The 19111-nt window shown below is 48.4% G+C and carries 15 protein-coding genes and 4 pseudogenes; 13 read left to right on the top strand and 6 right to left on the bottom strand.

Features of this window, described 5'->3' with window-relative positions:
- Window positions 1–243: 243 nt before the first annotated feature.
- The gene (locus D3H35_RS22905) at window positions 244–1761 is read left to right on the top strand and encodes a MerR family transcriptional regulator (protein WP_119151500.1); all 1518 of its coding nucleotides are present in this window, start codon (window positions 244–246) and stop codon (window positions 1759–1761) included.
- Between the two features lie 161 nt (window positions 1762–1922).
- Window positions 1923–2366, top strand: a complete 444-nt coding sequence (locus tag D3H35_RS22900) for a cell wall hydrolase (RefSeq protein ID WP_119151499.1) — start codon at window positions 1923–1925, stop codon at window positions 2364–2366.
- A 30-nt stretch (window positions 2367–2396) separates the two neighbouring features.
- On the opposite strand, the gene D3H35_RS22895 is transcribed toward D3H35_RS22900, so the two are convergent.
- A complete protein-coding gene (locus D3H35_RS22895; protein ID WP_119151498.1) occupies window positions 2397–4691 on the bottom strand; it encodes a preprotein translocase subunit SecA in 2295 nt (764 codons plus the stop codon).
- A gap of 211 nt (window positions 4692–4902) precedes the next feature.
- On the opposite strand from D3H35_RS22895, the gene D3H35_RS22890 reads away from it, so the two are divergent.
- The 4 genes from D3H35_RS22890 (at window position 4903) to D3H35_RS22870 (ending at window position 8682) form a co-directional block, all read left to right on the top strand.
- Entirely contained in the window at window positions 4903–5580 is a 678-nt protein-coding gene (locus tag D3H35_RS22890) for a response regulator transcription factor (RefSeq protein ID WP_119151497.1), read from the top strand.
- Between the two features lie 69 nt (window positions 5581–5649).
- Complete coding sequence (locus D3H35_RS22885; protein ID WP_158594235.1) at window positions 5650–6873, top strand: DUF885 family protein; 1224 nt, start codon at window positions 5650–5652, stop codon at window positions 6871–6873.
- Entirely contained in the window at window positions 6840–7388 is a 549-nt protein-coding gene (locus D3H35_RS22880; RefSeq protein ID WP_233568105.1) for a DUF885 family protein, read from the top strand. Before D3H35_RS22885 ends, D3H35_RS22880 begins: the two co-directional genes overlap by 34 nt.
- A gap of 364 nt (window positions 7389–7752) precedes the next feature.
- On the top strand, window positions 7753–8682 hold the full coding sequence (locus D3H35_RS22870) for a sensor histidine kinase (protein WP_119151493.1): 930 nt from the start codon (window positions 7753–7755) through the stop codon (window positions 8680–8682).
- Window positions 8683–8749: 67 nt separating this feature from the next.
- Here D3H35_RS22870 and D3H35_RS22865 read toward each other — a convergent pair.
- The 3 genes and pseudogenes from D3H35_RS22865 to D3H35_RS22855 all read right to left on the bottom strand — a co-directional run.
- A pseudogene (locus D3H35_RS22865) lies at window positions 8750–8941 on the bottom strand (ATP-binding cassette domain-containing protein); the annotation flags it as partial.
- Between the two features lie 12 nt (window positions 8942–8953).
- Window positions 8954–9823, bottom strand: a complete 870-nt coding sequence (locus D3H35_RS22860) for a pentapeptide repeat-containing protein (RefSeq protein ID WP_119151492.1) — start codon at window positions 9821–9823, stop codon at window positions 8954–8956.
- Between the two features lie 14 nt (window positions 9824–9837).
- The gene (locus D3H35_RS22855; RefSeq protein ID WP_119151491.1) at window positions 9838–10167 is read right to left on the bottom strand and encodes a PadR family transcriptional regulator; all 330 of its coding nucleotides are present in this window, start codon (window positions 10165–10167) and stop codon (window positions 9838–9840) included.
- A 200-nt stretch (window positions 10168–10367) separates the two neighbouring features.
- Between D3H35_RS22855 and D3H35_RS22850 the strand changes: the two genes are divergently transcribed.
- The gene (locus D3H35_RS22850; RefSeq protein ID WP_119151490.1) at window positions 10368–11000 is read left to right on the top strand and encodes a hypothetical protein; all 633 of its coding nucleotides are present in this window, start codon (window positions 10368–10370) and stop codon (window positions 10998–11000) included.
- 310 nt (window positions 11001–11310) lie between these two features.
- Entirely contained in the window at window positions 11311–12888 is a 1578-nt protein-coding gene (locus D3H35_RS22845; RefSeq protein WP_158594234.1) for a stalk domain-containing protein, read from the top strand.
- A gap of 202 nt (window positions 12889–13090) precedes the next feature.
- On the opposite strand, the pseudogene D3H35_RS22840 reads toward D3H35_RS22845, so the two are convergent.
- A pseudogene (locus D3H35_RS22840) lies at window positions 13091–13476 on the bottom strand (winged helix-turn-helix transcriptional regulator).
- Between the two features lie 145 nt (window positions 13477–13621).
- Here D3H35_RS22840 and D3H35_RS22835 point away from each other — a divergent pair.
- The 5 genes and pseudogenes from D3H35_RS22835 (at window position 13622) to D3H35_RS22815 (ending at window position 17507) form a co-directional block, all read left to right on the top strand.
- Window positions 13622–14422: an NAD(P)H-dependent oxidoreductase gene (locus tag D3H35_RS22835; RefSeq protein ID WP_119151923.1), complete on the top strand. Its 801-nt coding sequence runs from the start codon at window positions 13622–13624 to the stop codon at window positions 14420–14422.
- 520 nt (window positions 14423–14942) lie between these two features.
- Window positions 14943–15416, top strand: a complete 474-nt coding sequence (locus D3H35_RS22830; protein ID WP_233568104.1) for an aminoacyl-tRNA deacylase — start codon at window positions 14943–14945, stop codon at window positions 15414–15416.
- A gap of 102 nt (window positions 15417–15518) precedes the next feature.
- Window positions 15519–16322 (top strand): phosphotransferase, encoded by an 804-nt coding sequence (locus D3H35_RS22825; RefSeq protein ID WP_119151486.1) that lies wholly within the window; start codon window positions 15519–15521, stop codon window positions 16320–16322.
- Window positions 16316–16492 (top strand): annotated as a pseudogene (locus tag D3H35_RS22820) (VOC family protein); the annotation flags it as partial. The gene D3H35_RS22825 and the pseudogene D3H35_RS22820, both read left to right, overlap by 7 nt.
- 124 nt (window positions 16493–16616) lie before the next feature.
- A complete protein-coding gene (locus tag D3H35_RS22815; RefSeq protein WP_233568103.1) occupies window positions 16617–17507 on the top strand; it encodes an AraC family transcriptional regulator in 891 nt (296 codons plus the stop codon).
- Window positions 17508–17573: 66 nt separating this feature from the next.
- On the opposite strand, the pseudogene D3H35_RS32800 reads toward D3H35_RS22815, so the two are convergent.
- A pseudogene (locus D3H35_RS32800) lies at window positions 17574–18295 on the bottom strand (GGDEF domain-containing protein).
- Window positions 18296–19111: the final 816 nt, after the last annotated feature.

Raw genomic sequence — 19111 nt, 5'->3', positions numbered from 1 at the left:
CTAAGGGGGAGGAGTAAGAGCCGAAAAGCCGCGTCGGACGCGGGACTGGGGGCTGCGACAGGTTGCCGGGAGGCAGGCTATTGCAGCCCTCTTTGGGCTTTTCTGTAAACAGCTTGCAAACATAACGGTAAAGACAGTGCCTTCTGCCCGATGCTCGCAGGGTACATTTTTCTACAATTATCATAGGCTATTAACTATAATTGGAGTTAGCGAGGAAAATTAAGGAAAAGTGGATGATGATATATGAGAAAAATGCTGATACTCTTGATTACTGCGATAAGTCTCACGGGTTGCTTCGGAGGGAGTGGTGAAGAAGTTCAAACTGCTGAACCGACTGCAACATCAATAGACCAGTCAGCAGACAGCAACGTCGAGGATCCGGAGCCCTCCGCAACTAATTTCGACATCCTTAAACAGATCATGGGACTAAACAAACAGCAAGTTATTGAAAAATTGGGTAAATCCTATACCAAGTACGTCGGCAGCGATTCACAACCAGGACAGGGAATAGCGTATGAACAACTTGGGTTGCGCATCGTTTTCGATGAGAAGATGGGGCGCATTGAGACCATTTATTGCAATGAGCTAATAGATATTGAAGGTGTCAAGCTGGGCATGGAACCTAGCTATTTCATTGATATGTTGGGAGGCGGGGCCGAGAAAATGACAACGGGCCGTAAACCCTCTTACGAAGTATCGTTTAACTTCGGTCCATTTTTTGTTTGGATTCAAGCCGCAAATAAGGAGAGTCCGACGACCCAACTCGTCATCCGAAGAAATCATAACTATGATGAATCAATCGCTTCACATGCTGCTTTCAAATCAGATTTAAAGCATATTCAAGCCATTTTTAACATGGATAGAGAGCCCGTAATTGAAACGCTAGGTATGGATTATTCTCTATATTACGGTAACGACGGAGATACTCATTTGGGAATAGGTATTAATTTTGAAAAATATGGTCTAACACTTCTTTTCGACGATAGCGGGGATCGGGTCGATGGGATTTATTGCGATGAGGGAGCAGCGTATGAAGGCGTCACTAAAGTCGATATTAACGGCGCTAAGCTGGGGATGACATTCGCTGAAATCCGAAAGTTACTGGGAGAAGGAGAATTTATCGATCGGACGACGTTTTCAGAGGGGTACCCGCCAGTCTATTCATTGAATTATGATTTCGGCAATGTCACGGCTAGCTTCGGGGTGAGTGATCGAGAGGGTAGAACGGACGAATTACATATTTACAGGATTTCGGAGAATAATCGTAGTAATCCAAAAGTTAATTTGATTAAGCCCATCGCGAATGAGCTAGATTTCAGCAAAATTAAGGAGCTTCTAAGTCTGACCGCGGAGCAAGTGGTTGAAAAGCTAGGAGATAAGCGAAGGGAGTACAATAAGCACTGGGGTCAATTTGAACTTGGCAACGGGTTGTTCTATGAACAATATGGGCTGATTTTTGCTATTGATTCTGATTCGCAATATACCATCTACAGCAGAGAAAATGTCGAAATCAATGGGGCTAGACTAGGCATGACCTTTTCCGAAATTCAACAATACTTAGGCACCGAAGGGGTAGTGGATTGGGTGGAAGCCTATCAGCCATATTACAGATTGACTTATACGTATGATGATTTCACTATTTCCTTTGCATCGTACGATGAGGATGGAAAGACAGTAGAAGTGAAGATCCAGCCGAGAGAGCCTGAAGAACGGGAAGCCAACAGCAAGAAGACAGAAGCCGGGTTAAGATCAAATGCATGAACGAACAAGTCGGCTATTGCCTTGCTTCATGTGCTTTCATTATCCATCTGCATGCACGGTTGCGGGGGACCGGCTATTTATTATCGCCCTCTATTTCGCCAGAGTAACACATCCGCTTCGCCTACAGTATGATGAGTCTAGAAATCGAAAGAGGTGAGCCCGTGGCAGTCGTAAAAGCCAGGAAACAGGATATTGATATGTTGGCAAGGTTGCTTCGAGCTGAGGCTGAGACCGAAGGCGAAATGGGTATGCTCCTTGTTGGAAATGTTGGAATTAACCGAATAAGAGCGAATTGCTCCGATTTTAAAGGACTCCGGACAATTCCCCAAATGATCAACCAGCCGCATGCGTTCGAAGCGTTGCAGCATGGCATGTACTATCAAAACGCAAGAGAGAGGGAACGCCGTCTGGCGCAACGGGCTGTGAATGGGGAGCGGAATTGGCCGGGGAAATTCTCCCTATGGTATTTCCGTCCAGGAACGTTCGAAAATCCCGGACCATGTCCGCCAACCTGGTATAATCAGCCGCTCGCAGGACGATGGAAGAAGCACTGTTTTTATGAACCGACCGCGGAAGAATGTGAAAATGTATATAATACGTTTTAATGGGCGACAACGCGATCGTTCCCGAAACAGCTACGCTGCATCAAAAGATTTTGACAACCCGAATACCCTCCTCAAAATCTTGCGAAGCCAATAAGCGATTATCGTTCCTGCGTTCCATGAGCTGGGAGTCTGCATGTATGGATTGTATTGATCGTTGATGATATAAGTCCAAGTGGATAAGGGGCTCTTCAGTCCGAGCTCTTCCCACTTCGCCGGATCATTCGAACCTCCGAGCTTTACGAGCATATTCGCCGACTCCCGATTTATTTTAGCCGGAATCTGCTCGTATGCTTGGATGATTTGCTCATGAAATTCGTCGATCGGGTTGCGGTTTACAAGGCTAGTCAAATGGATGTCTTCGCGAATGTAAGAAACGTATGCCAGATGGTCAGCCCAGAACTGGTCGATATAAAAAAGCCGTACCCGCTGCTCCGAAGGACCCATCGGCGTCTCGCCTTTCAAAATTCCGAGCCGCTCCTCGTATAGAATGCGCCTCTGTTCTTCCACCATATCCGAATAACGGTTCAGTTCCTGGCGGATATCGAAGTTTTGCCCCATAATAATGCGCTGAATATGCGCGATTTTACTGCGGAGCACCGACTCTTCGAGAGCCTCATCCTGCCTAAGATTGCGAATCGCTTTATGAATGCCGAACCGAAGGATCAATTCGTCCTCCAAGCTTACGAAAAATACGGAAGCCCCCGGGTCGCCTTGACGGCCAGAACGTCCGCGCAGTTGGTCGTCGATCCGCACGCTTTCGTGCACATGAGTACCAATCACGTATAACCCGCCCAGCTTGGCGACAGCTTCTGCTTGCGTGGGGTCGCCGCCGCCGAGCCGAATGTCGACGCCGCGCCCCGCCATATTCGTAGACACCGTCACGGCGCCGATTTCTCCCGCTTTGGCGATGATCTCGGCTTCTTTTGCGTCGTTTTTCGCATTCAGAACATGACAAGGTACGTCGGCAACCGCTAGCGCCTCCGCTAGCATGTCAGACTCTTCGACGCTTGACGTACCAATGAGAATCGGACGTCCCGTCGCATGAACGGACGAGATTTCTTGTACCAGCGCCTTAAGTTTGGCTTCTTTATGGGTGTAAATCCGGTGTGGATGATCGATCCGTATGTTTGGCCGGTTCTGCGGAATTTGTACGACCTGAAGCCTATAAATTTCTTCGAATTCCATTGCGGAAACGTGCGCGGTAGCCGTCATGCCGCAAATCTTCGGATATAGGCTAAGGAAGTGTTGAAGGGGGATCGTACCGAGAATTTTCCCGCCGGCTTTCGACTGCAGCCCCTCTTTGGCCAAAAGCGCGGCTTGCAGCCCGTCCGGCAGATGTCTGTTCTCCGCCACGCGGCCGGTATATTCGTCGATCAGCTCGATTTTACCGTCCCGAACGATGTAATCGACGTCTTTGTTCAATAACGATTCCGCATGCAGCGCGCAATTTAAAGACACTAACAAATGACTATTATGGCTTTCGTACAAATTGCCGCATCCTAGCAGCGATTCCGCTCTCGCTGCGCCCGCATCATTCAAATAAACGTTCCGCTTGAATTCATCGAAGTCGTAATGCTTATCTTGCTCGAGCTGCCTGGCCACTGCTGCGAAACGAATGCCGTCGTTGTCGGAAGAGATCGACTCGCTGGCGATGACTAACGGCACCCGCGCCTCGTCGAGAAGCAGAGAATCCGCTTCGTCAACGATGACGTAGTGGAAAGGACGATGCACAGTATCGGCTTCGTCTAGCGCGATCGTATCGCGCAAATAATCGAATCCCGCCTCTTTGGCCGTAACATAGGTTATATCCGCGGCGTACGCTTCCCGTTTCTCGGACAAGCTCATGCCCGCTTGAACCGAATTTACCGTTAACCCGAGGAAACGATAAATCGGGCCCATCCAATCCGCATCTCGACTTGCCAAATAATCGTTAAAAGTCAGCACATGAACGCCTTCGCCTGTTAGCGCATTTAGATAAGCAGGCATAACGGCAGAGAGCGTTTTTCCTTCTCCGGTATGCTGCTCGATCAGAAATCCCTCGTGCAAAGCGATGGCAGCCATGATCTGGACATCGTAAGGCTGTAATCCGAGCTTTCTCTTCGCTGCCTCGCAGACTAGCGCATAGACATCGACAAGCAGCTCGTCCAAAGGCGTACCCGATTTTGCTTCCTTTTTCAGCCGGAGAGATTCCGCTTGCAGCCGCTTTTCGTCCCATGCTTCCAAATTCCGTTTCCTGATAAGCTCCGCTTTGTCCCGATAGCCTTCTAGCTTATGCTGGATATCGCGGTCTTCGAATTTTCGCATCAACCTGACGGCTAAATTCATCGGAATTAATCTCTCCTCGGTAGAAATACGCGATTCTATAGTGGCTAAAGCATAATCAAACTCTATAACAATAGCAAATTTTGGCACGTAGACGTCAACGAGATTATTTAAATCATTAAAGAGTTTACTGGAAATATTATCCGAGAGGGACTCACAAACCTATAATAATATGTTACCCTATCCTCATATTTTTTCATCCATGGAGGAACTTATGAAGCTGTTGATCATAGAGGACGATATTGCGATATCGTATACGATTGCGAGGGTTATGCGGGATGAAGGGTACGAGGTTATGGAATGTCATAACGGAGAAGAAGGCTTGCATCACGCGTTGTACGGTGAGTTCGATCTGATTATTTTGGATATTATGCTTCCCAAGGTTGATGGATTTACGTTCATCCAAGAGACTAGGAGGCGGATAGTGGATACTCCGATCCTTTGTTTGACGGCAAAAGACGGATTGAGCGACCGGGTAAAGGGGTTAACGATCGGAGCGGACGATTATGTGGTGAAGCCGTTCGAGATTCCGGAGCTGATCGTTAGAGTTAAAGTACTGCTGCGCCGCTACGGCAAGGTTAACCAAGAGGAGCAGCTTAGCTGCGGCCCAATCGCTATTCAAGTCAGAACCCGAGCGGTAACGGTTATGGGAGAAGAGCTGACTTTAACGGAAAAAGAATATGAACTGCTTGAGTACTTGCTCATGAATAAAGAGCAGATTGTGACGAAGGAGCAAATCTATAATCGGATCTGGGGGCTTGATTCGGAAGCGGGAATCGGCATCGTCGAGCTGTATGTCCATTATCTTCGGAAGAAGCTTTCTCTATGGAATGCGGATCAATTTATCCGAACCGTAAGAGGCTTGGGATACAGACTCAGAATCAACGAGTAGCGATTCAAAGGGAAATCAAAGGTTCATCCATTATATTCTCTTTATACCTAGATAAAGGGGATGTCATCCATGAACCTTGTAAGACAGATGTTAAAGAATAATAGACTATCCATTCTATTGGCATCAGGATTACTTGTTTTGCTGACTGTAGTCGGTTTGTTATGGCTGGCTCAACACGAGTCAGAGGATTTCGACGCGATGATTCAAGAGATAGCGGTTGCCACTCTTAAAGATGACTCCGAGGCACAGCTTTATTTTGGTGTGGCAGAAGCGGATGGGATCCGATGGGATCCCACTAAGCTTACAGGCCTATCGGATGCCGATTTCAAACAAAGAAACGATGATGCCGAGAATTTATTGAAAAAGCTGACTTCATACGATGTTGCCAAGCTTTCCCCGGAAGACAAGCTTACCTACGATATCGCCAAATGGGGTCTACGTGCAGCATTACAGTTGTATTCGGACTTGAACGCGGATGAATATGTTTCTCTTACCCAGTTCCCGCCGTATTTCGCGAACAACTATCCGATTCGTAACGAAGCCGATGCAGAGAATTACATTGCTGCGCTGAATGGATTTTCGGATAAAGTCGCACAGTTCATAGATAGAATTCAAAACAAACAGAAAAAAGGGTTCGTTCCTACTTCTGAATTTCTGAAGGAAATGCTTACGAGCTATGAGAAGCTGCGGAAGACGAAGCCGGAAGAAACGATTTTGTACACTTTATATGAAGAGAAATTAGCCAAGGTAAAGCTCGACCCATCCAAAGAAGAGGAACTGAAAAAAGAGCTGCTGCAAACCCTGACCGATCATGTGCTGACTTCATATGGAAAACTTGCCGATTCGATCAAAAATGATCTCATAAAGCAAGCATCCGTGAGTCAGGGGATTTGGAGCCAGCCGGGAGGCAGCGAGTATTATTCCGCAAGGCTTGGAGTCGTCACGGGCACGGACCTCAGCCCTCTGGAAATTCATGAGTTCGCCAAACGCAAAGCAGAAGAGATTGTGAAGAAGCTTAGAAGCCAGACTCCGGGACAAGCGCAAGAAGCCGCCGCGAATCCACTTCTAAGCGGAAATGAGTTGCTGCAAGCCATTAGCGGAGAACTGGCGAAAACGACGCTCCACTTGTCCGATTGGTTCGAAGACGAGCTGATCACGGGCAACCCCGTGGATGTGCGGTCGTATTCGGTTCCGTTCTCGGGGCAGGTGCGTTTTATATCCCCTTATCCATGGACGGCTATCGGGACGGGAGATTTTTCTTGCCGCTCGATAACGCGATTCCCGCAACGCTGACCCATCTTTTTGCGGTGCATGAAGGTGTTCCTGGGCATCATTTTCAATTTTCCATCCAATATAATTCGCCAACAATTCCGTTAGTCCGTAAAATAACTCTAATACCCGGGTTCGTAGAGGGATGGGCGGTCTATGCGGAAGCGTTGTGCGCAGAGAATGGCTTGGTTGATCCGATCGCCATACAAAATCGCCTGCTCGACTTGTACCTCGGCACTGTGATCGATACGGGGATCAACGAACTGCAATGGACAAGAGAAAAGGCGAACGAATACATATCAAGCATCATCGGGACCGACAGCGATGCTTTGATTGACAGCGTCATTGCTTTTCCCGGACTTATACCGGGCTATGCGGTCGGGTATGATCAATTTCAATCTCTTCGAGAGAAAGCGGAAGACGAGCTGAAGGATCGTTTCGATATTAAAGCGTTTCATTCCGTTCTTCTCCGCAACGGCAATATGCCATTTTCAATGTTGGAGCAGCAAGTGAATCAATACATCGAATCCGCTAAATAAAAGGGAGAGCAAACCCCAGTATGATCAGACGCACGCTAGTACAAATGACGGTATGGAACAGCACGATCGTATTTTGCTTGTTCGTCATGCTGGGGGGAGCGTTATATGGGCTGGCGCGTTATCAGATTTATTCCGACATTGACCGTCATCTGACATCCGATATTGATCATATGAAACAAGTTATTCTAGGTACCGGGAGCAAATCGTTACCATTGAATCGAAAGAACCGGAGCGTTATATCTTGGGTTATTGGTGGGATTCCAACGATACCTTGATTCAACCCGCATATTATGAAGCACAGTATCTCCGATTGGGTTCGATCCTTCGGAAAAAGCAAAGTCACAGAGGACCCGAATCGATACGAATGGGTGAGAAAACCTATCGATTCGTTAGCAGACCCTATCAGGGTAACTTGCCAAAAATCGAGAAGCTGTCGGACACGCCCTTGAAAACGGTTCAGATCATAACGGAAATTTCAGCCGAGGTGTATTATTTGAACCGGTTGTTATGGAGTGTAGGTATCGGAATAGGCGTCGGCGCGTTATTGTCGATCATCGCGGGTTACGCGTTGGCTAGACGGGCGCTCATTCCGATTCAGAAGGCTTGGGACAAGCAGCAGCAATTCATAGCAGATGCCTCTCACGAGCTGAGAAGTCCGCTTTCCGTCGTCCAAGGGCAAACGCAATTATTGCTGCGCCATCCCGATCATACAATCGAAGAAGAAAGCGTCCCCATCTCAGCCATTCTGAAAGAAACCAAAAGAATGAGCAACATGGTGAGCGGGTTGCTTCTGTTGGCAAGAGGCGATTCACATGAGGAGGTCATCATATGCAAGCCTGTGCGAGTTGATGGGATCATTAAAGAGATTGCCCAAAATATGGAGCCGATAATGGATTACAAGCAACTGCGGCTGCAGCTCCATGTCGAAGGCACGGAATTTCTCATTAATGGAGCTGAGGATCGACTTATACAGTTGTTCATGATTTTAATGGACAATGCCATTAAATTTACGCCGGAGCATGGGCAAATCGATCTTGAGTGCGTTAGGCAAGGGAAATCGGTTGTTGTAACCGTCAAGGATAATGGAGCGGGAATTTCGGAGCGTGATTTGCCGCTCGTATTTGATCGCTTTTACAAGGGAGATTCCGCCAGAGATAGAGGGGATCATGGAGCGGGCTTAGGGCTCTCGATCGCACGCTGGATCGTCGATCAACATCAGGGCTCTGTCCATATTAGCAGCGAGGTAGGACATGGCACATCGGTTACGATTCGTTTTCCGATGTTGGTTAGATGAAGCTAAAGTACAGTGGATGACGACCAGCCTTGCATTTTGGACTGTTCTTTTCGCGGCAGCTACGTATTACGGCGGTGGTTCCGCTGTCCGGTTTGAGCAGCGTGGTGAGGATTTTGACAACGGTTGTTTTGCCTGCCCCGTTGGAGCCGAGCAGGGCGAAAATACTGCCCTTTTTCACCTCGAAATCTACGCCCTTTAGGACTTGGAGGTTCTTATAGGACTTGCGCAGCTCCATCACTTGAATGGACTTATTTTGCATATTTTCACTCCCTCATATGACCGTGACTTTTGACAAATCGACGACCCATAGGCCTTTAAGTGCAGCATAGGTCAGCTTATCCATCGTCGCGCCGTCAAAGCAGACGGTTTTGAAGGAAAGGTAGGATTTGTTTGTCATGGAAAAAGGTAGACGGAACGACACGTTCTTGAGCGTCGCTCCCCTGAACGAAACGTCGTTCAGTGCAGACTTGTCAAACTTGACACCGATGAAGGTCTGCCCGTCAAAACTCATTCCTCGCAGATCGGAATTTTTGAAATCCACGCCAGTAAAGATACAACGATTAAAGATTGTTTTTTTAAGGTCGGTCTTGGTTAGCGTGACGTCGGTCAGTTTTGCGTCTGTAAATTTTGCTCCGTCTAGCCCTGAAATGCTGAAGTTGGTGCGAACAAGGATCGATTTATTGAAGCTCGCATCCGTAAGGTCAGTGACGGAAAAGCTGCAGTCTGTCAGATTCGCGCCGTCAAAATTGGCTTCACGCACATTGCTGTTTGCAAACGAGGTGCCGGTCAAGTCTGCGCCAGCAAAGTCGGCTCCCCGCAACGCGGCCGCTTTGAATTCTCCTTTGTGTAGTATAACGCCCGCGAAGTCACTCTCTTGCAGATCGATCGCCCGAAGGTTTATCCGCACTTGCCGCTCCAGCGAGCGGGAGAGATTAGCGACCTCTTGTATCGTTTGATCAATATCGCCGATGCTTTCAATAGTCATCTCAAAAGCTGTTTCATCGTCCTTGCCCTCGGCTTTGAGCTCACGGAACCGCTCCTGCAAATCGGAGAGGAGGTCATTCTTTAATTCCGTGACGCTTGTTACCCCATCGTATGATGCGAAAACGCCATTCAAATAGTTGGTCAATTTCTCATTCATATCATCAGATCTCCTTATAATAAGTTTTCAAGCACGCGCTTTGCGTACTCCCAATTGCTTTTGTTGCGAGCGTAAGCAGCCTTTCCCTTTTCGGTAATCCTAAAATATTTACGCCGTCCGCCCTGAGACTCATCGCCCCAGTACCACTCGATATCACCATCCACCTCAAGCCGCCGGACGCTGGAGTACATCGTGGCTTCCTTTAATTCATACTCGCCGCCCGAGCGCTCGGCAATCAGCTTGACAATTTCGTACCCATAGCGGTCAGCTTCGGATAAAAGCCGTAAAATCATCGTATCGGTATGTCCTCGCAGCAGGTCGGATGTTATTTTGTTCTCGCTCATGTAATCACCTCCGCATTCGTATCTTATGACAAACTACTATGACTGTCAAGGTAGTATTGCTGATTAAATACTTTGATTAAAAACATGTTCACCTGTTCTCCAGCTTTTGTTTTTTCAGCGTGATAGTTGTCCATGCTCCCTGTAAGCTACTGCCATACCCTGTAGGGATTGATACACCATTAGGGGAGAGTGGCTAAAATATGCGTCGTTCGGCAGCTAAAGCGATCTCAACCGGCGTTCATGACATTTTTATTGAAAGGCCGGTAAACGGGACAAATTTAATTATTATAACGACCGACTGCGGGGGAGCGGCGGAGGAGGGTATAGATGCAAATGCTATTCCAAACGGGACAGTAGTAAGGCTTCGCCGCAACGCTGTTAGCCAACTAGTAACTACATTCACAGAAAGTGCAAGCGAATGTACCCAAAATGCAATCCGTATTAGTCCTGCAATGGCAAAAAAATTCGGAATCGTCAATGACACTCGATACACCGTGACCTATAATAGCGTGACTCGGGTGCTGCGTTTGTGCCGAAAACCCGTAACGGAATTGCAAGTATCACCGGTTCTCTCTGCACAACAGAAAATTGGAACTATTGGCATCGGCGATGGATTAGCGGCACAATTCGGCATTAATCTTCGATCAGGAATGTTTATTACAGTTGTTCGAAGAAGAGTGCGTCTCAGACTTCGGTATATGGAGCTGTTCGATCCTGACTTTTTTAGCTATGCATATAATCTGAACCCGGCAGACGCGCTGAAGCTAGGGATAACGGGCAAGGAAACAACATCCGCGTATAACCAAATTACGCGAACTCTCGTTATTTCCTGAGTCCCGATGTGCCGGTGGCAGCTGGCGAGGAATAAGGACAAAAATGCGGAAGTAGTATGCGAAGTTCGGTTCAGAGCACGGCAGGAGGATGCCGATGCTCTGTATTTTTATGCTTAAAGAATTGAATAAACAGCCAGTCGCTGAAAGGTTCGCAGGCATAAAACAGACGCTCTCTCATGCGGAATTGAGAGGATGCCGTATTGTGTGAAGCTATTTACAGAATTTACATAAGCTTGATACGTCCCTTATAATGGATTGGAAACTCGGTAAATGGAGTCTGGATCGCGGAATTTGGGAGGTCGGCCAAGTCATGTCATCGGAACGGAAATGGATTTATTGGATTGGAACGGCTTTGTTGGCGATCGTCGTAGCGACGGGAGGAAGCGACCTTTCCTTCGCGGCGGGAAAAGCGCAACCGCCGATTAATGTCGTTGTAGACGGGGCGAAAACCAGTTTGGCGGTTAATCCTTATCTGGGCAAAGAAGGAATAATGCTCCCATACGCTACTTTGTTTCAAGCGTTGAAGATAGACGCAAGACTAGAGCGCAAAACGCTCGTCGTACGCCGGGCTAATACGGTATACAAGATCGATATCGGTAGCACGAAACTGATGGTTGGCAATCGCCAAGTGCGGTTGACGACGGCTCCGGTCATCGTGAACGGGCGAGTCTTCGTACCGAAACGCTATGTGGAATTGGTATTGGATAAGCAAGTTACTTATGACGCAAAGCTTAACCTAGTGACGATCGGGTTGACGGAAAAAGCTAAGCTGGCGCTTCAAAAAATGTTGTTCGAAGCGGCCCGTCTTGGTGACGCGGCTACGATCGAGAAGGTCGTTAAGCAAGGCATTGATCCGAACGGGAAGCTGAAGCAGATTTATTTGGACAACACGGCGCTGGTGTACGCGGTCAATAATAATCGGACTGCAGCGGTTCGGGCATTGATCAAGAACGGAGCCAAAGTAATCGAGTCGGAGCGTTATCTTGGGACGAGGGCTATTTCGCTTCAAAATGCCGAAATACTTGGCCTTCTGCTCGACGCTGGACTTGATCCGAACTATCGGGAATACGGCAACACGTTGTTGGAGACGGCGTCCACGATTTCCAGTACCGTATTGGAACTATCGGAAGTGACCCAAGGGCCCTCCCCCGCCGTCGTAGAGACATTGCTGAAGCATGGAGCCGATCCGGGACTTGACGATTCTTTGGCCCGCGCGATTGGTTCACAAAACTATTCAATTATACAGCTATTGCTTCGTGCCGGAGCGAAGACGGATAAGCCGGACCGGTTTGGACAACTTCCGTATAATATGGCCGCGAGCTATAACATACAGCGCTGGATGAGCATTCAGAACGATCAGCCGAAGATCCCGACTTTCGTTATGGAGGACGATCAAGGCGTTCGAATCCATACCGGAGCCGTTGCTTTCCGATCCCTGAGCGCGCCGTCGTCCGGGAGTTATTATACGAACTGGTCGTTAGACACGATTTACGCGGATGTACCAGACGGAAGCTATCAAGTAACCGAGCATCGTATGTATGGACAGACGACGCTTTTTCCAAGCTCGATGTCGTTTACGGTCAAGGACGGAGTAATCAGTCCCTCCGTTCAACGGCTTCCGACACCGAATGTAGCCGGTAAAATCGTAGGCGACCCATCCAAGCAGGCGATCGGGGGTCATCTGGAGCTGACGAACGAACAGGCTTCTTTTTATAGCATTATCGAAGTGGATGGAGATCATTTCAAGCTTAGCATTCCGCCAGGACAGTATAAGCTGGCGAGATACACGAGCAGCAACGGCACAGTATATCCCTTGAACAAAGCGATCACCATAGAGAATAAAGATGGCGTGCAGGAGTTGATCGTTCAGATTGGTGAAATACTGTAGCACGAATGCGGTTAGTCCTCGGGGCTGACCGTTTTTTACTTCCGGGGGCGATAACAGTCGGCGCGGAGAACCCCGGAGCCACCCCTAGCAACGTGTCGGGTCAGGTGGTTGTTGATGGTCAAAACCGGGGCGTTTAGTTTCAGGAGAATGGACTATTTTAGGTATAAGAAGACCAAGGAAGAAGCACTTGCAAATGTATGCTTTAGTCATCCTTCTCCTGATTCGCCGCTTGTAACCTTATATCATCAAGCCTGACTTTGTGAGCCCTCCCCCAATTTTTCATAGCCAGGATTATAGGCTTCAACGTTGTTCCGAATTCAGTCAGCGAATATTCCACTTTAGGGGGAACCTGTTTATAAACTTCGCGGTGAATAATGCCGTTCCGCTCAAGCTCGCGAAGCTGCAAGGTAAGCATGAATTGCGTCATTCCTGGATAGAGACGCCGGAATTGATTGAATCTCTTCGGGCCATCTATCAGATGATATAGAATAATCCCTTTCCATTTTCCCCGATAACATTCAAAGTTGTTTCGACAGGACACTCTTCCATGCTCGGATTCACGTCTGTCTTGTTCCTTCGATCGGCCATAGTCCGTATTCCTCCATTAGTTTGATTTTTAATACTATATACTAAAATTATGCGTACTTTTCTGATTTCAATATACATTATAATATCAAACTTACGAGACAACCATTTAAGTGAAGCAAGCAAAAACCAGATGGAGAGTGTAATCATGAAGAAGAACGTGCTGATTGTTTTCGCACATCCCGAACCCGCGTCGTTAACCCGCCAGCTTGTTGATGTTGCTGTGCATACCCTTCAGGAGCAAGGACACGGAGTTATGTTGTCTGATCTATACGGCATGAACTGGAAGGCTGTGTTCGATGAACGCGACTTTCCGGCCCGAGATAATCCCGACCGACTGTCGTTCATAACAGAGTCGGGACACGCTTACTCGACCGGCCAACAAACCGCGGACGTTGTATCTGAGCAACAGAAGCTGCTTGCCGCCGACGCGGTAATATTGCAGTTTCCGCTTTGGTGGTTTAGCATGCCAGCTATTATCAAGGGCTGGGTGGAACGTGTATACGCTTATGGTTTCGCTTATGGCTACAAGGGCGAAGGTAATCGCTATCGTTACGGCGATGGCGGCTTGAAGGGCAAACGGGCAATGCTGTCAGTGACCGTCGGGGGGCCGGAGAAAGACTATTCTCCGCGAGGCATCAACGGACCGCTAGAGCAGCTGCTGTTCCCCGTCACTCACGGCATGCTCTTCTACCCCGGCATGGATGTGCTGCCTATCCATGCGGTCTACGGAACCGGTCGCATGACAGCAGCCGACATAGACGCGGCGAAGAGTGTTTGGCTCTTACGTCTTGAGCATCTCTTCGAGGAGGCGCCCATCCCCTTCCGGCGCCAAAACGGCGGGGACTATCCGGATCGACACGTGCTTGCAAGCGATATCGCTGTTGGACAGACCGGATTGATGGCTCATATTGCGGAAAGGCACGACGACCCCGTGACTGGAACCTGATGTGGAGAAAGAGAGCTGCCTTGCTTCACTTGGCCTAGTAGTGCCTCATGTTCAAGTTTATTCCAAGCGAACGATTGCTTGAATTATCCTTATGTAGTAAGATGATCCATAATCTATATATTACGAACAACATGGAAGAAGGGTAAGTAGGTATACGAGAATGGACTTGCAGAGAGCCGGTGGTTGCTGTGAACCGGTGTCCAACGTGTAACCGAATGGCCTTTGGAGTTGCTTTTCCGAACCATCGACAAGGTGCAGTAGGGAAATGCCGGGCATCCCGCCGTTATCAAGGGAACGGTATCGAGATCTTTCTTTTACGATCTCCGCACCGTCAGGAGAAGATCGGAACGGTTGCAATCATGCAATCGGAGCGGTCATTTAAGGTGGTACCACGACAACTTCGTCCTTATTGGATGGAGTTTTTTTGTTTATTAAGGGGTGACGACCATGGAGGATGTTTTACAATGAACAGACTAAGAAACCATGCGTGAGATAAGAGAATCGATGAGCTTCAACTATTTTGACAGAAAGCTGGTGCGCCAAAATGTTTACTTTAGACGAGTTGCAAACGTATTTGAAAGACAGCAATAGCGATTTTGAAATTATTGCTCATGAAACCCCCATAATATCAACACAGGATGCAGCAAAATACTTTGATATTGAAAAAGCAGCACCTACCCTCATTTTGCAAACAGAACAAGGTTTAATAGCTTTTATTGTTAGTTCGCAGCGGGGGCGCATTGATTTTAAAGCTTTGGGAGAAGAATTAGGTTATTCAAAAGTGAAAATGGCAGACAAATCGAAAGTTCTGGAGGTTATAGGCTATCATCCAGGGGCAGTACCCTTCATTGGTCACGGTTTGCCTTGCATTTTTGACAATCGACTGCTTGTCTTGGACTATATTTACGGTGGTTCGGGCGATGAACTTCATACATTGAAAATTGCTCCGTCAGATGTGACTCGGCTAAATAATGTGATTAAGTTTATTGATTAGAGTTGGAACCCGCTTGCGACAAGAAGTCGAGGAAATAGGTGTTTGGTAACTTGCCAGTAATCTACAATATTATACACACTAAAAAGAGGGGGATGAGACTTAGTGACTCAGGAAGAAGTGTTAGAAGGCGGTAATGTTAATCACATTGTCCGCAGGGCAAACACCGTTCTCCGCCCCACAGGTTATTGGAGTCCGTGTGTTCATGAACTGCTCAAACATTTGGAGCAACAAGGCTTTGAGGGAGCGCCAAGATTTCTCGGAATCGACGATTCTGATCGTGAAATATTAACATTCATTTCTGGGGAAGTCCCAGGAAACGATTACCCTGAACTTGAACCTTACATGTGGTCGGACGAAACACTTGTGGGTTTAGCACGTCTTTTGCGTCGTTTCCATGATGCGACTGAAGGATTCACTCTCATGACGGAGGGCAGATGGCAGCTTAGCTATGCCGACGATGGTGAGCACGAAGTGATCTGTCATAATGACGCTGCATTGTACAACGTGGTCTTTCAAAAGGGGGCTCCTGTGGCGCTTATTGATTTTGACATGGCAGGCCCTGGTCCGCGTATGTGGGATATTGCGTACGCCCTTTACACATCGGTTCCGCTTACGAGTTTTGCACCTGAGTATTCTTCGGGAACTATAGTAGAGTACCAATCGGATTTACACGCCGCAGAGCGCTGTCGGCGAATTCATTTGTATTTTGAATCGTATGGAACTCCCATCCCTAATGAATTGCGTCAGTGGATTATTCAGCGATTGACTACACTGTGCAATACGTTGAGAAATGGTGCTGCCGACGGAAATCCTGCCTTTCAAAAAATGGTTGATGAGGGACATTTGGCACACTATGAGAGCGAGATTCGATTTGTAACAGATCATTTCGAGGATTGGATGAAATAGAAAATTGGAATGGGACTGTGATAAAACCGCAGTTAGGAAATGAGACTATCTTTTCTTTCTTTGCCGAGAATTACAGTTATTTTCCAACAGAACAACAAGTGATGTTAAACTTTCAAGTACATAATCTAAACGAGACTATTAAGCATCTTGAGCATATTGGTGTACCTCTTGCACAGGCAGGATTCCACGGCGGCTCAGCACAATCGAGGCGAAGCAACTTTTTTGGGCACAAATCGTTGCGAAGCGACTTTCTGCCCCGACTATACTTGAATTCGAGAGGAGGGATGAGATGGAGTGGCTGGAGCGGATGAACAGAGCGATAGACTACATCGAAGAGAACCTGACCGGGAGGTCGAGTTTAGCGAGGCGGCCCGCATGGCCTGTTGCTCGTCGTATCAGTTCCAGCGAATGTTCTCGTTCATTACGGACGTGACGCTGGCGGAGTATATTCGACGCAGACGGCTGACGCTTGCTGCGCTGGAGCTGCATAACGGCGGAACTTCTAAGGTGATCGATGTCGCGCTTAAGTACGGATACGAATCTCCGGTTTCGTTCGCGCGGGCGTTCCATGCACTGCACGGGATTACCCCGGCCATGGCTCGTCAAGACGGGATTGCGCTCAAAGCCTACCCCCGCCTGTCCTTCCTTATTACGATCAAAGGGGCAGATGCGATGAATTATCGGATTGAGACGAAGGAAAGTTTTGAAGTGTTCGGCATTGAAGGTATATTTCGCACCGACGCTGGCGGAGAGGCGCCGCAAACGCCGGCCAAGCTTTGGGAGCAGAGCCATGCGAACGGCGACGTGAAGCAACTTGAAGCGCGTGCGGGCGTTTTGCCATCATTCGTGAGCCAGGATCTATACCCTGTGAATGCGGTCTGCAGCTACAGGAAGACCGGACCGGATACGTTTCCTTACATGCTGTGCGCATTCAAGGAAGAAACCAGCAATACGGACGGATATACCACGGTAACGATTCCCGCGTATACGTGGGCGATCTTTCCGTCAGAGCCGCATCAATGGGAGCAGTTCGGAGATACGATCGAAACGCTTTATCGTCGCTTTTACACCGAGTGGCTCCCTACGGCTGGCTACGAGCAGGTGGATGGGGTAGAGTTCGAAATGAACGGGACAAAAAACGGCCTCAACTATATCGAACTCTGGTTTGCGGTTCGCAAAATGTAACGGGCTCGTAGGAGAAATCCAAAGGGGCTTGCATCAGGCTGTCGAGACTTTCTCGACAGCCTCTTGTTAAGTATGAGCCTGGCTGCGCTTCATCTCGAACATCGCGTTGTCGGCGACGTTAATGAGCGCCTGCCCGTCGGTTCCGTCCGCAGGGTAATAGCTTGCGCCGATGCTGATGCCGACGTGAAGCGTTCCGCAACGTGCGGTATACCGGGCGAATTCGTCCTGAATGTACCGAATCAGCTCTTGGATATCCTGCGCCGAAGGGGAGCGGCGGATGATCAGAATGAATTCGTCCCCTCCCATCCTCGCAGCTACCCCTCGCTCGCCGACCGATTCTTGCATGATTCGCGCCGCTTGCCGCAAGGCGTCATCTCCGGCGAGATGCCCCCGTTATCGTTCAGCCATTTGAGCTTATCAAGGTCGATCAGCAGCAATGCCAGCGTCTCCTGGCGATTGCGGGCTTCCTGCAGAGCTTCCTCCAGCTTCTCGTAGAAATATCTTCGATTCGGCAGTCTCGTAAGCGGATCGTGATAGGCAAGAAATCGGATGTCTTCCTGATGCTGATTCTGCAGGGTAATATCCCGTAGAATCAGAAGGATGTGCGGCTCGTTGTCGACCCACACATAGTCGGCGTTCACGAGCAGAACCAACCGCCCGGAATCCGTTACAACCTCCGTCTCCACCTGTTTTATTCCAACTTGGGCCTGGATTTGGGTTTTAATCTCCAGACCAAGAAGCTCGAAGCAGCGCGCAGGCTCCAACCTAATCGAGTCGAAGAAACGCATCGCGCCCGGGTTGGCGTTTTTGACATTTCCTTTAAGGTTCACCAGCAGGATGGCGTCCGGATTAAGGTTGAACAGCTTCTCGAAACGTTTGTCGTACAAATTCAGGAAATCGTGTTTGTGCATCGTTCGCCGCAGGAAATAGCACCATAAGATGCCGCTATATAAATAAGGATAAGGCGGCAAGTGGTCCCCGAAATTAATAAATCCGAAGACGCCGTGCCAGAGGACGGACACCGCGATTCCCCAGATCAGTTGCTTGTAGATGGATCTCTGCTCCTGCGTCTCGGCTATCGAGCTCCCCTTCAGCAGCGGAATCAGAAACAGGAGATCCATGAACACGCTAGACGCCATGGCGATGTAGTACCCCTCGTTATAGACGGGAAGCTTCCACATGCCGGATTCAGTGAATTGTTGCGCCGAGATTAGCTGCGCTCCGGTAGCCAAATTGACGGCAACGAAAATCAGCGGCAAATAAAAGATCCAGGGGTAGATCCATCGGGGAAGTCTGGCATCTAGACGAGTGAATTTAATCAGGAAATGAAAACATAATCCGGGGATGATAATTCCAACGCTGCTAAGCCATAAGGAGGAGAGCAAGGTGCTATATTCGATGGACACCTGATTTCTGACATATTCCTCAGCGAATAAAAGAAGATAACAGACGGAGATCAGGCCGAGCAGGATATGCTCGACTTTCTTGAAGTTCCTCAGCAAGACGTTCGTTGTCATATAAGCGAAAAATAGAATTGGTACTCCATGCGTAAATAAGAGCAGAAGCGCATTGTTAAGGCTCACGTAATCACCATAGCTTTCTGT

This window comes from Cohnella faecalis (genome assembly GCF_003570905.1).
Classification (GTDB): domain Bacteria; phylum Bacillota; class Bacilli; order Paenibacillales; family Paenibacillaceae; genus Cohnella; species Cohnella faecalis.
The sequence above is the reverse complement of the archived record's forward strand: the minus strand, read 5'-3'. Positions and strand labels throughout refer to the sequence as shown.

Coding starts and splice junctions, on each gene's coding strand:
- D3H35_RS22905 (WP_119151500.1), top strand. CDS start 244: ATGAGAAAAATGCTGATACTCTTGATTACTGCGATAAGTCTCACGGGT.
- D3H35_RS22895 (WP_119151498.1), bottom strand. CDS start 4,691: ATGAATTTAGCCGTCAGGTTGATGCGAAAATTCGAAGACCGCGATATC.
- D3H35_RS22890 (WP_119151497.1), top strand. CDS start 4,903: ATGAAGCTGTTGATCATAGAGGACGATATTGCGATATCGTATACGATT.
- D3H35_RS22885 (WP_158594235.1), top strand. CDS start 5,650: ATGAACCTTGTAAGACAGATGTTAAAGAATAATAGACTATCCATTCTA.
- D3H35_RS22870 (WP_119151493.1), top strand. CDS start 7,753: ATGGGTGAGAAAACCTATCGATTCGTTAGCAGACCCTATCAGGGTAAC.
- D3H35_RS22860 (WP_119151492.1), bottom strand. CDS start 9,823: ATGAATGAGAAATTGACCAACTATTTGAATGGCGTTTTCGCATCATAC.
- D3H35_RS22855 (WP_119151491.1), bottom strand. CDS start 10,167: ATGAGCGAGAACAAAATAACATCCGACCTGCTGCGAGGACATACCGAT.
- D3H35_RS22850 (WP_119151490.1), top strand. CDS start 10,368: ATGCGTCGTTCGGCAGCTAAAGCGATCTCAACCGGCGTTCATGACATT.
- D3H35_RS22845 (WP_158594234.1), top strand. CDS start 11,311: ATGTCATCGGAACGGAAATGGATTTATTGGATTGGAACGGCTTTGTTG.
- D3H35_RS22835 (WP_119151923.1), top strand. CDS start 13,622: ATGAAGAAGAACGTGCTGATTGTTTTCGCACATCCCGAACCCGCGTCG.